General features: G+C 72.1%; 12 protein-coding genes, 1 other RNA gene and 1 pseudogene. 8 read left to right on the top strand and 6 right to left on the bottom strand.

Annotation, left to right across the window (positions count from 1 at the left end):
* Positions 1–73 precede the first annotated feature (73 nt).
* On the bottom strand, positions 74–856 hold the full coding sequence (gene yaaA / locus IE277_RS02190; protein ID WP_189947937.1) for a peroxide stress protein YaaA: 783 nt from the start codon (positions 854–856) through the stop codon (positions 74–76).
* A gap of 74 nt (positions 857–930) precedes the next feature.
* Between yaaA and IE277_RS02185 the strand changes: the two genes are divergently transcribed.
* Positions 931–2364, top strand: a complete 1434-nt coding sequence (locus IE277_RS02185) for an RNB domain-containing ribonuclease (protein ID WP_189947935.1) — start codon at positions 931–933, stop codon at positions 2362–2364.
* 18 nt (positions 2365–2382) lie between these two features.
* Here the strand turns inward: IE277_RS02185 and IE277_RS02180 are convergent, their stop codons facing one another.
* Positions 2383–3933 (bottom strand): FAD-dependent monooxygenase, encoded by a 1551-nt coding sequence (locus IE277_RS02180; RefSeq protein WP_189947933.1) that lies wholly within the window; start codon positions 3931–3933, stop codon positions 2383–2385.
* Positions 3934–3980: 47 nt separating this feature from the next.
* Between IE277_RS02180 and IE277_RS02175 the strand changes: the two genes are divergently transcribed.
* From IE277_RS02175 to rnpB, 4 genes and pseudogenes are all read left to right on the top strand, one after another.
* Complete coding sequence (locus tag IE277_RS02175; RefSeq protein ID WP_189947931.1) at positions 3981–4607, top strand: TetR/AcrR family transcriptional regulator; 627 nt, start codon at positions 3981–3983, stop codon at positions 4605–4607.
* A gap of 118 nt (positions 4608–4725) precedes the next feature.
* Positions 4726–5574, top strand: coding sequence for an AraC family transcriptional regulator (locus tag IE277_RS02170; RefSeq protein ID WP_189947929.1), 849 nt, complete (start codon positions 4726–4728; stop codon positions 5572–5574).
* Positions 5571–6350 (top strand): annotated as a pseudogene (locus IE277_RS49400) (DMT family transporter); the annotation flags it as partial. The gene IE277_RS02170 and the pseudogene IE277_RS49400, both read left to right, overlap by 4 nt.
* A 118-nt stretch (positions 6351–6468) precedes the next feature.
* Positions 6469–6871, top strand: an RNA gene (rnpB, locus tag IE277_RS02160) — RNase P RNA component class A.
* A 46-nt stretch (positions 6872–6917) separates the two neighbouring features.
* On the opposite strand, the gene IE277_RS02155 is transcribed toward rnpB, so the two are convergent.
* The 4 genes from IE277_RS02155 to tatA all read right to left on the bottom strand — a co-directional run bounded on the left by IE277_RS02155 (position 6918) and on the right by tatA (position 9963).
* Positions 6918–7160, bottom strand: coding sequence for a hypothetical protein (locus IE277_RS02155; protein ID WP_189947927.1), 243 nt, complete (start codon positions 7158–7160; stop codon positions 6918–6920).
* Between the two features lie 7 nt (positions 7161–7167).
* Positions 7168–7494 carry a hypothetical protein gene (locus IE277_RS46925; protein WP_308433337.1) on the bottom strand — a complete coding sequence of 109 codons (327 nt, stop codon included), beginning with the start codon at positions 7492–7494 and terminating at the stop codon, positions 7168–7170.
* 338 nt (positions 7495–7832) lie between these two features.
* Entirely contained in the window at positions 7833–9491 is a 1659-nt protein-coding gene (locus tag IE277_RS02145; protein WP_189947925.1) for an MFS transporter, read from the bottom strand.
* Positions 9492–9687: 196 nt separating this feature from the next.
* Positions 9688–9963, bottom strand: a complete 276-nt coding sequence (gene tatA, locus IE277_RS02140; RefSeq protein ID WP_189947923.1) for a Sec-independent protein translocase subunit TatA — start codon at positions 9961–9963, stop codon at positions 9688–9690.
* Positions 9964–10187: 224 nt separating this feature from the next.
* Here tatA and IE277_RS02135 point away from each other — a divergent pair, with 224 nt between their 5' ends.
* Genes IE277_RS02135 through IE277_RS02125 form a run of 3 tightly spaced genes read left to right on the top strand, consistent with a single transcriptional unit; the run spans position 10188 to position 14340 of the window.
* Positions 10188–11384: a DUF1702 family protein gene (locus IE277_RS02135; protein ID WP_268252138.1), complete on the top strand. Its 1197-nt coding sequence runs from the start codon at positions 10188–10190 to the stop codon at positions 11382–11384.
* Complete coding sequence (locus IE277_RS02130) at positions 11381–13342, top strand: CRTAC1 family protein (RefSeq protein WP_189947918.1); 1962 nt, start codon at positions 11381–11383, stop codon at positions 13340–13342. The genes IE277_RS02135 and IE277_RS02130 overlap by 4 nt, the downstream gene beginning before the upstream one ends.
* Positions 13339–14340: an enediyne biosynthesis protein UnbU gene (locus tag IE277_RS02125; protein WP_189947916.1), complete on the top strand. Its 1002-nt coding sequence runs from the start codon at positions 13339–13341 to the stop codon at positions 14338–14340. Before IE277_RS02130 ends, IE277_RS02125 begins: the two co-directional genes overlap by 4 nt.
* Positions 14341–14356: the final 16 nt, after the last annotated feature.

The raw sequence follows: 14356 nt of genomic DNA, 5'->3' as shown, positions 1-14356 counted from the left end.
CGTGCCGAGCGACTGCATCACGCGCAATGGCCGTTGCGCATACTGCAACGCATGTGAGAGTGTCCGGATCCCCTCAGTGGATCTCCTCCACCAGCACATCCAGCGACCACGCCTTGCCCGCCTTCCCCGGCGCCTCCGCCTCCACCTCGTACCCGAGGTCCCGCAGCACCTCGACCAGCTCGGCCGGGTCCCCCGGCGCGGCACCCTCCGACAGCAGGCTCCGTACGATGCGGCCCTTGGTCGCCTTGTTGAAGTGGCTGACCACCTTCCGGGTCGGCGCGTGCAGCACCCGCACCGTCGCCGTGCGCCCCGCGACCTCGCCCTTCGGCCGCCAGGCCGCCGTGTACGCCGAGGAACGCAGGTCCAGCACCAGGCCGTCCCCGGCCGCCTCGGGCAGCACCTCGGCCATCGGCGCCCGCCAGTGCCCGGCCAGCGCGCCGAGCCCCGGCAGCTTCACCCCCATCGAGCAGCGGTAGGAGGGGATCCGGTCCGTCACCCGCACCGCGCCCCACAGCCCGGAGAACACCAGCAGCGAGGCCACGGCGCGCTTCTTCGCCACCGCGTCCAGGGTGGCCAGGCCGAGGGCGTCGTACAGGACACCGGTGTAGATCTCCCCGGCGGGGCGGGCGCCGGCGGTCGGCAGGCCGGTGTTCTTCGCGACCTCGCCGCGCAGCCCCTCGCTCAGCCCGAGCACCTCGCGCGCCTTCTCCTCGTCACCGGCGCACAGCTCGACCAACTCGGTGAGCACGGCCTCGCGCGCCGCGGTCAGCCCCGGAAGGGACAGTGACCGAAGCTCCAGCGGGGCACCCGCGCCCGAGTTCGCCTTGCCTTCGGACGGCGGCAGCAGGACCAGCACCACGTACTCCTCACATAGACCTCCGCGACAGCGTACGGCGTGCCACCCACCCGGCCCCGACCTACGCTCGCTGTATGCCCCGCCGCAAGATCCGCGTGACCGGTGCCCCCGAAGCCCCCTTGCGGGCCGCGCTCGCCGCGCTGCGCAGCGAACTCGGTGTCCCGGAGGCCTTCCCGCCACAGGTCCTGGCGGAAGCCGAGCGCACGGCGAAAGCGCCCGCCCTGCCGGCGTACGACGCCACGGACATCCCCTTCTTCACCCTCGACCCTCCCGCCTCCACCGACCTCGACCAGGCGACGCACCTGTCCCGGCGGGGCACCGGCTACCGGGTCCGGTACGCCATCGCCGACGTCGCCGCCTTCGTCGTACCGGGCAAGGCGCTGGACGCCGAGGCGCATCGCCGGGTGAACACCCTGTACTTCCCCGACGAGAAGGTCCCGCTGCATCCCACCGTGCTCAGCGAGGGCGCGGCCAGCCTGCTGCCGGGCCAGGTCCGCCCGGCCGCGCTGTGGACGATCGACCTGGACGCCGACGGCCGGACCGTCGCCGTCGATGTGCGCCGCGCCCTGGTCCGCAGCCGCGCCAAGCTGGATTACGCGGGGGTGCAGAAGCAGATCGACGCCGGGACCGCCGAGGAGCCCGTCGCGCTGCTCAAGGCGATCGGCGCGGCCCGGCAGCGGCAGGAGACCGAGCGCGGCGGCATCTCCCTGAACGTGCCCGAGCAGGAGATCACCGAGAAGGACCACACCTACGTCCTCGGCTACCGGGCCCCACTGCCCGCCGAGAGCTGGAACGCCCAGCTCTCCCTGCTCACCGGCATGACCGCCGCCGAGCTGATGCTCGCCCACGGCACCGGTGTGCTGCGCACGCTGCCGACCGCCCCGGACGGCGAGGTGGCCCGGCTGCGCCGCACGGCGACCGCGCTGCACATCGACTGGCCGCACCATGTGTCCTACGCGGCCCTGATCCGCTCCCTCGACCCGGGCGACCCGCGCCACGCGGCCTTCCTCCAGGAGTGCACCACCCTGCTGCGCGGCGCCGGCTACACCGTCTTCCGGGACGGCGTCCTGCCCGCGATCACCACACACGCCGCCGTCGCCGCCCCCTACACCCACTGCACGGCCCCGCTGCGCCGCCTCGTCGACCGGTACGCCGCCGAGATCTGCCTCGCCGCCGTCGCGGACCGGTCCCCGCCCGACTGGGTGCTCGCCGCGCTCGACGCGCTGCCCCGACGGATGGCCGACGGCTCCCGGATCGCCGGCACGGTCGAGCGCGAGTGCGTGGACATCGTGGAGGCGGCCCTGCTCAAGGACCGGGTCGGGGACGTCTTCGACGGCTGTGTGGTGGACGTCGACGAGCACCGGCCGACCGTCGGCACCGTGCAGTTGATCTCCCCGGCCGTCATCGGCCGCATCGAGGGCGACCCGCTCCCGCTCGGCGAACGGCTCCGGGTCCGCCTCGCCCAGGCCGACCCGGGGACGTCGAAGATCCTCTTCACGGCCGTGTGAGCGCCCGCGGCGACAGGGTCAGGCGCCGGCGGCAGGCACCCCGAGCCAGCGCTCCAGGGCCTCCGGCAGGCCCTTGTCGTCCGCGTCCGCCGCGTCCGCCGCGTCCGCCGCCCAGGCCACGAAGCCGTCCGGGCGGACGAGCAGCGCCCTGAGGCCGGGCCGGTCCGGGCAGGCGAGGGTGCGGACCTCCAGCCGGTCGCCGTACCCCTCGGCGTGGGCGCGCAGCCCGGGGTCGTCGGCGAGGTCGAGCAGCAGGGCGCGGCCGTGGTGCAGATGGCCACCGAGCCGGGATGCGTCGGCCAGCACCAGATCGGGCGCGCTCGCGCCGGTCAGCGGGTGGTCGCCGGGCAGGTCGTAGCGCTGCCAGATGCCGGAGATCTTGGTGACGAGATACGTCGTCCCGGTCGTGGTCAGCGCCAGGTCGGTCACCACCCGGCGCAGCGCGCGGGCATGCCGGTCCGGGCGCATCACCGCGATCTGGGCCCGGGTCCAGTCGAGCACCCAGGCGCCGATGGGGTGGCGTTCGGCGGTGTAGGTGTCGAGCAGGCACACCGGTGCCGTGCCGCGTACGACGGCGGCCAGCTTCCAGCCCAGGTTCATCGCGTCCCCGAGGCCGAGGTTGAGCCCCTGCCCGCCGAACGGCGAGTGCACATGCGCCGCGTCGCCCGCGAGGAGCACCCGGCCCCTGCGGTACTCGGTGGCCTGGCGGGCGTTGTCGGTGAACCGGGTGGCACTGAGCACCTTGGTGATGGTGACCTCGGGCACGCCCGACACCCGGCGCAGGCTGGCCTGCAACTCCTCGGCGGTGACGGGCGCCGAGCGATCGGCAGGCGGGCCGTCGAACTCCACGCTGAGGATCCGGCCGGGGAACGGTCCGTGGACGTACGTCCCGGTGTCCGTGGTGTTCCAGCCCTCGTGCAGCCGCTCGGCGCCGGTCAGCTCGACGATCGCCTGATAGCCGGTGATCTCCGGGTCCGTGCCCGGGAAGTCGAACCCGGCGAGCTTGCGGACGGTGCTGCGGCCGCCGTCGCAGCCGACGAGCCAGCCGGCGCGGACAGTGGCGTCACCGATGTGTACGGCGACCCCGTCCGCGTCCGCGTCGAAGCCGGTCAGCGCGACACCCCGGCGGACCTCCACCCCGAGCTCCCCGGCCCGCCGGGCCAGGATCCGCTCCAGCGTGGCCTGGGGAACGAGGAGCCCGGTGTCGCCGGCGGGGCCGACCTCGGCCCAGGCGGGATCGGAGCCGTCGAACAGGTCCTGGGTCATCGTGATTCCGGCGAAGTGCCCGGAGAACTTGGGCGCGAGCTCGGACTCGAAGTCCTCGCCCCGGAAGGCGCGTATCCGGTCCAGCGCCGCCTCCCACACCGCCTCCAGCTCGGGCAGCAGCCCGCGCCGGTAGAGGGCGACCGCGCTCGGGATGTTGATCGCGCCTGCCTTGATCGTCTCGTCCACCTCGGTCAGCCGCTCCACGACCAGCACCCGCGCACCGCCGAGCGCCAGCTCACAGCCGAGGAAGAGGCCCACGGGGCCGGCTCCGGCCACCACCACGTCGTAATCGATCGTCGTCATGGCTTCAAGTGTAGTCACTAAAAGTTTTGAGCGGCTATAGTTTTTCCATGAACAAGGAACCGGATGAGGAACTTCCGCTGCGGGAGCGCAAGAAACTGGCCACGCGGCAGCGGATCTCGGACATCGCGACGGGTCTGTTCATCGAGCGCGGCTTCGAGGCGGTGACCGTCGCCGAGGTCGCCCGGCGGGCCGGCGTCTCCACGATGACGGTCTTCAACTACTTCCCGCGCAAGGAGGACCTGTTCCTCGACCGCATCCCGCAGGCCGTCGCCCTCTTCGCCGGGGCGGTGCGCGACCGCGCCGACGGCGAGTCCCCGCTCACGGCCCTGCGCCGGCTCGCGCTCCGGCTGGACGACGAGCGGCACCCGTTGGGCGGCGTGCGGGAGACCTTCGCGCCGTTCTGGCGGGTCGTCGTCGATTCGCCGGCCCTGCGCGCCCGGGCCCGCGAGGGTGCCGAGGAGGTGGAGCGGGGGCTGGCCGCCGCCCTCGCCGAGACCGGCGCGCCGGAGCCGGACCTGCTGGCGGCACTGGTCGTGGCGGCCCACCGGGCGGTCTTCGCCACCTCCGTGCGCCGGCTGATGGCGGGCGACCCGGTGGACGAGGTGGCACGCGCCCACCGGGCACGCCTGGAGACCGCCTTCACGGCCCTGGAACGCACGGACCTCGACGGCTGACACCGTCAGCCAGACCTGGACGCCGCATGGAAGCGGGGGCATGGAAGCCGGGGGGCATGGAAGCGGGGCCTGAAGGCGTTGTACCCATGAAGGGGCCGGTACGACGAGGGGGCGCGGGATGGCGGAACAGGCGTTGTGGACGCGCGCCCGGCTGGGACACGGCGGACCCCCGCTCGACCTCCTGACGGCGGACTTCCGCCGGCACACCTACGCCCCCCACGCCCACGACGAATACACGATCGGCGTCTGCGTCGGGGGCAACGAGGTCATCGACTACCGCGGCGGCCACATCCGCACCGGCCCCGGCACGATCGTCGTCCTCGAACCCGGCGAGATGCACACCGGCGGCCCCGCCAACGCCACCGACGGCTACGCCTACCGCGCCCTGTACGCCGAGCCGTCCCTGCTGGCCGACGGCGTCCTCGACGGGCTGCCGTACTTCCGCGAACCGCTCGTCCAGGACCCCGAACTGGCCGCCGCGCTCCGCCTCGCCCACACCGAACTCAGCGCCTGCCCCGACCCGTTGGAGGCGGAGTCCCGGCTGCCGTGGCTGCTGACGGCGCTGGCCCGCCGGCACTCCACGGCACGCTGCGGTCCGGGTCTGGTACCCGGCGCCGGCACGATCGCCCGTACCGTCCGCGACCGCCTGGCCGACGAACTCACCGCCCCGCCGGCCCTCGCCTGCCTCGCCGCCGACCTCGGCCTGTCCCGCTACCAGCTGCTGCGCGCCTTCCGTACGACCATGGGGATACCGCCGTACGCCTGGCTCGCCCAGTACCGCGTGAGCCGGGCCCGCGCGCTGCTCGCCGCCGGGCTGCGCCCCGCCGAGGTGGCCCCGCTCGTCGGCTTCGCCGACCAGGCGCATCTGACCCGCTGGTTCCGCCGGGTGCTCGGGGTGACCCCGGCGGCCTACCGCAACAGCGTTCAAGACGCGCCCCGAGGACACGGCCGAAACTCGACCCCATGACTGCACGTGGCTGGTTCCTGTTCTCCCTCATGGGAGTGATCTGGGGCGTCCCCTATCTGATGATCAAGGTGGCGGTGGACGAGGTGTCCCCGCCGGTGGTCGTATTCACCCGCTGTGCCCTCGGCGCGCTTCTGCTGCTCCCCTTCGCCCTGCGCCAGGGCGGCCTGCCGGGGGCCGTACGCGCCCACTGGCGCCCCCTGCTGGCCTTCGCGGTCCTGGAGATCATCGTCCCCTGGTTCACGCTCACCGACGCCGAACGGCATCTGTCCAGCTCGACGGCGGGCCTGCTGATCGCGGGCGTGCCGATCGTCGGCGTCGTCGTGGCCCGCGTCCTGGGGGACACGGAACACCTGGGAGCCCGCCGGCTCACGGGCCTCGCACTCGGCCTCGGCGGTGTGACGGTCCTGACGCTCCCGCACCTCACCGGCGGCGACGCCCGCTCCCTGGCCGAGGTCTTCACGACGGTCCTCGGCTATGCGACGGCCCCCCTGATAGCCGCCCGCCGGTTGAAGGACGTCCCCTCCCTGCACCTGACGGCGGCCTGCCTGACCCTCGCGGCGGTGGTCTACGCCCCGGTGGCGATCGTGGCGCGCCCGTCCGCCGTCCCCTCTCCTTCCGCCCTGGCGGCCCTGGCCGGCCTGGGCGTGCTCTGCACGGCGGTGGCCTTCGTGGCGTTCCTGGAACTGATCAAGGAGGCGGGCCCGACCCGGGCGACGGTGATCACGTACGTCAATCCGGCGGTCGCGGTGGCGGCGGGCGCCCTCTTCCTGGACGAGCGGCTGACCCCCACGGTCCTGGCGGCCTTCGCCCTGATCCTGGCGGGCTCGGTGCTGGCGACGGCGGCGGGCGGTCCGCGCCGCTCCACGCGCCCGGTACCATGGTCGACACGGCAGACGAGCCGGGCGGACGGCCGCGTGGAGTCCCCCTAGGGGGCTTCCCGAGGAACGTCCGGGCTCCACAGGGCAGGGTGGTGGCTAACGGCCACCCGGGGTGACCCGCGGGACAGTGCCACAGAAAGCAGACCGCCCGGGGCTTCGGCCCCTGGTAAGGGTGAAACGGTGGTGTAAGAGACCACCAGTGCCCAGGGCGACCTGGGCAGCTAGGTAAACCCCACCCGGAGCAAGGTCAAGAGGGAGCACTCCGGTGCTCCTGCGCGGACGTTCGAGGGCTGCCCGCCCGAGTCCGCGGGTAGACCGCACGAGGCCGGCGGCAACGCCGGCCCTAGATGGATGGCCGTCGCCGAGGGACCCGCGAGGATCCCTCGGAACAGAACCCGGCGTACAGCCCGACTCGTCTGCCCGCCCAGGTGCGAACTGACCGCGTCGTCCGGGCCGGAGGCGCGGTCACGGACTCTCAGACCCCTTACGTCCCGTCCGTGCCATCAAAGCCAGACAGGACCGTCGGGCAAGCCAGCCCACGGCAAGTGCGGCGAGGACGGCTCCCCAGTCGATGACATGCGGGAGTCCGGGGAAGAACGCGAAGAAGGCGAGTGCGGCGAAGAGCCCCACGAGAAACGAGACGCTCCCGGCGCGACGACGCCACACTTCCTGGGCCTGGTCTGCGTCGTTCTGCTGCTGCTCGACCATGAAGGGCTCACTTCGTGATGTGGTGGCACTGACTGACGCGGCGCACTCCGTTGACGTAGAGGCGGGCGCACGCCTTTCCATAACGAGGCAGCGTCTGGGGAGAGTTGTTGCGCATGGGGTCGATCCTGCACTCGGTGTGTGTCCGCCCGCGGGACGTGCGGTACGTCCGGTTGTCGGTGTCGGCGTAAGTGAAGTCGATACGCCAGTTGCAGAATCCGCTGCTGAGGGCGGCGACGAAGGCGCAGTCGACGCCGGCGTTCTGATAGGTGATCCTCCGGCCGCCGCCGCGGATGATGTGCGTGAACATGCATCCTGTCGGGATCTTCATGCTCATGCCGCCGACGCTGTACTCAAAGGTATGTACAGGAGCTGTTCCGATCGCCGTCGCATGCGCGCCCGTCGGCGCGGCCAGGACAAGGGCTCCGGCCGCGGCCAGCGCCGTAGCGAAGCGAGTGAAGTAATGCAGGGGCATGGCGGTCCTCCCGGTGATCTCCTGTTGCGAGCACCCGGGACAACCGGATCTTGTGACTGGCAGTTGCTGGATTCCGCTTGATTCACTGCTATTGAGTGATCAAGGAACAAGCCGACTGACGTGCAGAAACGTTCATAGGCTGAGAGCATGGCTTCGCGGAGATCGTTTCCTGGCGTTCCTCCCGTGCCGTCCGACTCTCCTCATGCCGAGGCGGAGGCGGACGCCGACGCGTCGTCGGTCCGGGCCGAGGTGGAGATCTCCTCCAGGGTGCGTGCGCGGGTCTCCACTCCGGAGAGGGGCATCGCGGCGGTCGCGAGGGCGAGTGGTGCCGCGCAGAGCAGGGCGGTGGTGCGGAGGGACGGCGGGGCCACGGCTGCCACGACCACGGTGATCATCAGTATGCCGCCGATCTTGGTGACCGCGGCCGTGAGGCCGGAGGCCTGGGAGCGGACCGTCGTCGGATACACCTCGGCCGTGTACGCGCTGAGGACGGCGACGGCCGAACCGGCCGACCAGATGGGGACCGCCAGGAGCAGATGCAGCGTCAGAGGGTGATCGGTGATCCGGTCGCCCAGCGCCGCCAGCGCCACCATGGACAGCGCGGTGCAGGCGCCGAGGAGGACGAGTGTGCCCTTGCTGCTCCACCGTCCGTACAGCCAGGCGATCGCGAGGTTGAACGGCAGTCCCAGCAGTGCCGCGTCCCGCAGGGTGGTGTCGGCGGTCAGCTCCGTGAAGCCGAGGCGCTGCAGGTCGGACGGGATCCACAGCTGGAAGCCGTAGGTCACCAGGCCGATCCCCAGGGCGAGGAGTACCAGGGGGAGGCTGAGGGTGGTGTACGGCGTCAGCAGTAGTCGCAGGTAGCCGTCGTCGGACGAGGGCGCGGGGGTGTCCGGGGGCGGTGGCGGGGCGGGGAGCAGACGGCCGCCGTAGCGGGCCAGTACGGCCTCGGCGTCGGCGTGTCGCCCGCGGGCCACGAGGAACCGCGCGGACTCCGGGATCCAGTGGTTGAGCAGCAACAGGGCGACGCCGGTGGGCAGTCCGAGCAGCCACAGCACGCGCCAGCCGAAGTGCGGCACGAGCAGTGCGGCCGCCCAACTGGTCAGCACATAGCCCCCGGCGGTTCCGACACCGCCGACGAGGACGACGATCCAGCCGCGCTGACGGGCCGGCACGGTCTCCGTCAGCAGGGTGAAGGTGAGCGGGAGCATGCCGCCCGCGCCCATCCCCATCAGGAAGCACATGAGGATGTTCATCCAGAACAGCGGCATGGCCCCGCAGACGGACGTCGCGAGAAAGACGACACCGGCCAGGAGAATGGCGGGGCGACGCCCGATCCGGTCGCCGAACCTGCCCCACAGGAAAGAACCGATGACGGTTCCGCCGATCCCGGACAGCGGCAGCAGCGCGACGGGCAGGCCGCCGTGCGGATGGACCGCCGAACGCAGCCCGTATTCCTGAGCCACACCCGGCGCGACGAAACTCAGCGTCATGGGCTTCATGACGTCGATGGCCACGGCGAACACCATCACCAGGGTCAGCGCCCCGTGCGCTCGGGTCAGGGGCACGTCATCGGCGAAGCCCGCGCGGAGCGGACCCGGTCCCGGCCCCTCGTCGCCGGGCGTCCGACGGGGGCCGACGATCCCGTGGACGCATGCCGCCACCCCGGCCAGCACGAACGCCATCCCGGTCAGCATCAGCGGGTCCAGCGGATTCGAGTCACCGCCCGGCATGGTGGCCTGATGCCCCGGCGGGTGGGTGAGGTGCGCGTACATCGGCAGATGGCTCAGCACGCCCGCGAGGCACAGCAGGGCGCCGCACCAGAACCATCTCGGCCGAGCGAAGTCGATGCGGTGTCCCATGGGTCCCCACCTCTCGGTACCGATGCCAGAAGCCAGGAAGCACTGTGACAAGGGGGGTACAGCGCGTCAATGGCCGGACACCTTGTGTGATCGAGCCTCCGGGGGGGATGGCCGGGGAGGAGGGGGGAGGGGAGAGGCGCATCGGGCACCGGCGGAGCGATGTACGGCACCCGGTGCACCACCCGCGCTTCGGCGGTCAGTCGTGGAGGACTTCTTCCCGCCCCTTCCCGGTGGCGTCCGCGAGGACGGTGCGCGGTTGCGCGGACACCTCCGCTTTCGTGAGCACGGCCGGCTCGGCCGTCGTGGCGGGCGCCTCCTGGGTGGCCTCGTCGCGGCCGGCGCGGGCCTCGGCCTTGAGGATGCGCAGCGACTTCCCGAGTGAACGCGCGCTGTCCGGGAGCCGTTTCGCTCCGAACAGAACCATGACGACCAGAGCGATGATGATGATTTCGAGCAGACGGTTTTCCAGCATCACGACCTTCTTCGGCTGGGGCGGGTGAAGCATTCTCGCGAGGTGACGGCGTGGGTCACCGGCACCTTTTCCGGGGTTCTACCCGATTGCCCGGCGGCCGCTGAGCGGGGTTCACCTGATGGATGCAGGGCCGGTCAGGTGCACTCTTTCGGTGGATCAAGAAATCGCCGGACCGCCCCGAGGCTATTAATCGCAATAGATGACGCTCTGGAGGGGAAATAATAGTGCCGTTCTTGGTTCCAGGTGCCGGCACACCGGCGGCCGGCTGCGGTGGTCTGCGCTCCCGTGCTGCCCGGTTGCTGCGGCAGGACATGCGGCAAGTCGATTTCGGGGCGCGCCGATTCAGGCTCCGCTCGGGTCCGGCCCGGCCGCGGCTAGAGGATTCCGGAAGGGCCTTTCTCGAGGGATTCAATCACTCGGTGGCCGCCCGAAATGCGGATGCGCTCGGCACGGCACTGGGCGGCGTCCCGGAAGAATTCCGAGGGTTTGCCTTCGAGGGTGCCGGCATGGGCTGCGCGCTGCTCGACCTGCTCACCCTTTCCCGGGGGCGCAGACTGCGGGAACTTCTCGATGGGGCCGGCGTCGACTATCCGCATTTGATCCATGTGGGTGCCGGCTGGGCTTTCGCCAAGCTGCGGCTGCGTCCCTGGCGCGGACTGCGTGCCGGCGACCCCCTGCTGCGCTGGCTCGCCTGGGACGGATTCGGCTTCTACCAGGGCTTCTTCGACTCGGACCGGGTCGTGGCCGGGCAGCGGATCGAGCGCGGTCTCGACCCGCGGCAGCGTGCCGTACGGGACCAGGGGCTCGGCCGGTGCCTGTGGTTCCACGAATGCGCCGACCCCGAGGCACTGGGCCTGCGGGTGGCCGAGTTCCCCCAGGGGCGGCGGGCGGACCTGTGGAGCGGAATCGGTCTCGCGGCCGTGTACGCGGGGGGTGCGGACCAGGACGAACTGCGCGCACTGGCCGAGGTGGCGGGCGGCTACCGGGCCCATCTCGCCCAGGGCGCCGCCTTCGCCTGCGGGGCCCGGGTGCGCGCCCGGACGCCCCTGCCCGAGCACTGCGGCCCCGGCGCCCTGGCCCTCGCCGGGGTGCCGCCCCGGACCGCGGCCGACTGGACCGACACCGCACAGGCGGACCTGGGCCCCGACCCCCGTACCTCACAGCACTACGAGGAATGGCGCGCCGGGATCAGAGGGCTGTGGACGACTTACCACAATTCGCCCCCGGCCGGTGCCCGCGCCGACGACTCCGCCCCCCACGGGTCCACCCCGGACGCTGCCTCCGCCCACAGCTCTGCCCACGGTTCCGCTCACCCTCCCACGCGGCAGCCCCCTCGCCACCTCACGGCCACCGAGCCCGGCGAGGCCGTCGAGGCCGTCGAGCCCGGCGAGGCCGCGCCGTTCTCCCGGAGGGGCCGATGAACTCCGCCGCTCGTCTCGTGAGGGCGCACGCGGCCAAGGCCGTGGCGCTCTGCTGCTGTTTCACGGCCTTCTCGCTGGCCCTGCCGGACTCGGTGTCCGCGGCCGACCGGGCAGCGGCGGCGGCGCCCTTCCATTTCACCGCGCACCCGCTGAACGCCCCCGACCGGCCGGGCGAGCGCCGGCTGCGGCCGGTCGCGCCCGCCTTCCACCACATCCGGTCCTGGATCTCCTCGGTCGGCGCCGGCGCCGGGCTGTTCGCCGCGGACGGCGGGTCGGTCGCGCACGACGTATGTCTGGTCGATCCGCGCACCGACACGGTCACCGTCGAGCCGGCCCCCGGCACAGGGAAGCGGTACCGCGCCTTCACCCTCGCGGCGAAGGGGCTGCCCATGCCGTCGTACGCGGCCCCGATGGGCTGTATGCCGGCCGATCTGAACCAGGACGGCCGGCAGGACCTGGTGGTCTACTACTGGGGCCGCTCGCCCGTGCTCTTCCTGCGCAAGGCCGGCGGCGCCCCCGCCCGGGCCGCCTTCGTACCGCGGGAACTGGTGCCCGGCCACCCGGTGTGGAACACCAACGCGATGACCCTCGGTGACTTCGAGGGCAACGGACACCTCGATCTCGTCGTGGGCAACTACTTCATGGACGGGGCCCGGGTACTGGATCCCACGGCCGAGCAGTCCGAACTCCAGATGCCGTCGTCGATGTCCCACGCGCTGAACGGCGGCACCCTGCGCTACTTCCGGTTCACCGGCGGCCGTTCGGGCGCGAAGCCCGAGGCCCGGTTCGCCGAGGTCCCCCGCGCCTTCGGGCCGAAGCCCCCGACCGGCTGGACGCTGGCGCTCGGCGCCCAGGACCTGGACGGCGACGGACTGCCGGACCTGTACCAGGCGAACGACTTCGGACGGGGCCGGCTGCTGGTCAACGAGTCGAAGCCCGGCGCTCCCAGGTTCCGGCCGGCCACGGGGACCCGCCACTTCACCACGCCGAAGTCCAAGCAGCTCGGCAACGGCTCGTTCAAGGGCATGGGTGTCGCCTTCGCCGACCTCGACCGCAGCGGAACCCAGTCCATCCTGGTCGGCAACATCACCGAGCCCTACGCGCTCCAGGAGAGCAACTTCGTCTTCCGGCCCACCGTGCCCCGCGGCCGGCTGGGCGCCCTGCTGCACCGCGGCGAGGCCCCCTACGACGACCACAGCGAGGGCATGGGGCTGTCCCGCTCCGGCTGGACCTGGGACCTCGTCGCGGCCGACTTCGACAACTCCGGCTATCCGCAGGTGATGCACGCCACCGGATTCCTCGCGGGCGGGACCGATCGCTGGGCGCAGCTGCAGGAGGCGGCGATGTCCAACGACCTGATCCTGCGCCACCCCGAACTGTGGCCCAACGTCGAGCCGGGGGACGACCTCTCCGGCCACGACCCGAACACCTTCTTCGTCCGGACCCCCGAAGGCCGCTATGTGAACCTGGCCGAGGAGGCCGGGGTCGCCTCCACCGCGGTCACCCGGGGTTTCGCCGTCGGTGACGTCACCGGCGACGGACGGCTCGACTTCGTCGCGGCCAACCAGTGGGGACAGTCGGTGTTCTACCGGAACCGGTCCGCGGCGGCCCCCTTCCTCGGCCTGCACCTGCGGCTGCCCACCGGATCGCCGAGCGCCACCACCGCGGCCACCACCACCGCGGCCACCACCCCGGCCATCGGCGCCGTCGCCCGGCTGCACCTGCCCGACGGCAAGGTGGCCGAGCAACAGCTCTACCCCGCCAACGGACACGGCGGGGTCGCCGCCCCGGATCTCCACTTCGGCCTCGGCAAGGAGAAACCGGTCGGCCCGCTGCGCGTGGACCTCTCCTGGCGGGACCTCCGCGGAGTACGGCACGAGCGCACCGCAACCCTCCCACCGGGCTGGCACACCCTCGTGCTGGCAGCCGACGGAACCATCGCGGAGGTTCCCGCATGACGACCGACCACACCTGTGCCGTCGACACCGGCAAGCCCTGCGCCCCGTGCCGGCGCAGCAAGGCACTGCGCCGCTTCGCGATGTCCATCACGGCCGCCACCGTGCTCGGCCACACCGTCCTCGGCTTCGAACAGGCCTATGCCACCCCGCTGTTCTCCGTCCTGGCCGCGGTCCTCACCGAACTGCTCCTCGAAACCGTCGAGGCGTGGGGCGTACGGCGTCCGGCCCGCTACCGGCGGCCCCTCGGCGAGGCGGTCGACTTCCTGCTGCCCGCCTACATCGGGGGTCTGGCCTGCGCGATGCTGCTGTACGCCAACAGCCGTATCTGGCCCACGCTGCTGGCCGCGATCGTCGGTGTGTCCAGCAAGTACCTGATCCGGGTACGGGTGCGGGGCAAGGCCCGGCACGTCCTCAACCCCAGCAACTTCGGCATCGTCACCGTCCTGCTGCTGTTCCCGTGGGTGGGCATCGCACCGCCGTACGAGTTCACCGAGTGGCTGAACGGCTGGTGGGGTGCGGTCCCGCCGCTCGCGGTGCTGGCCCTGGGCACCATGCTGAACGGCAAGCTGACCGGCAAACTGCCGCTGATCCTCGGCTGGGCGGGCGGCTTCGCGGCGCAGGCGCTGCTGCGGGGCGCGCTCACCGACATCTCCACGATCAGCGCCTTGCTGCCGATGACCGGCTCCGCCTTCGTGCTGTTCACCAACTACATGATCACCGATCCGGGCACCTCGCCGTGGCGGCCCCGCAACCAGGTCGTCTTCGGCGCGACCATCGCCGCGGCATACGGCGTGCTCGTGCAGCTGCACATCGTCTTCGGCCTGTTCTTCGCCCTGGTCATCGCCTGCGTACTGCGCGCGGCGCTGCTGGCCCTCCTCGCGGCGCGCGCCGGCAGCAGCATCCCGGCCCCGCGCCAGGAGGCCGGACCGGCCGACGCCCAGGACACCCGTGCCACGGCCGCCTCCGGCGCCGCCGCCGCGGTCGCCGACGCGTCCTGACTGGCTAGGAGAGTCG

The organism is Streptomyces alanosinicus, from assembly GCF_014650595.1.
Taxonomy (GTDB): domain Bacteria; phylum Actinomycetota; class Actinomycetes; order Streptomycetales; family Streptomycetaceae; genus Streptomyces; species Streptomyces alanosinicus.
The sequence above is the reverse complement of the archived record's forward strand: the minus strand, read 5'-3'. Positions and strand labels throughout refer to the sequence as shown.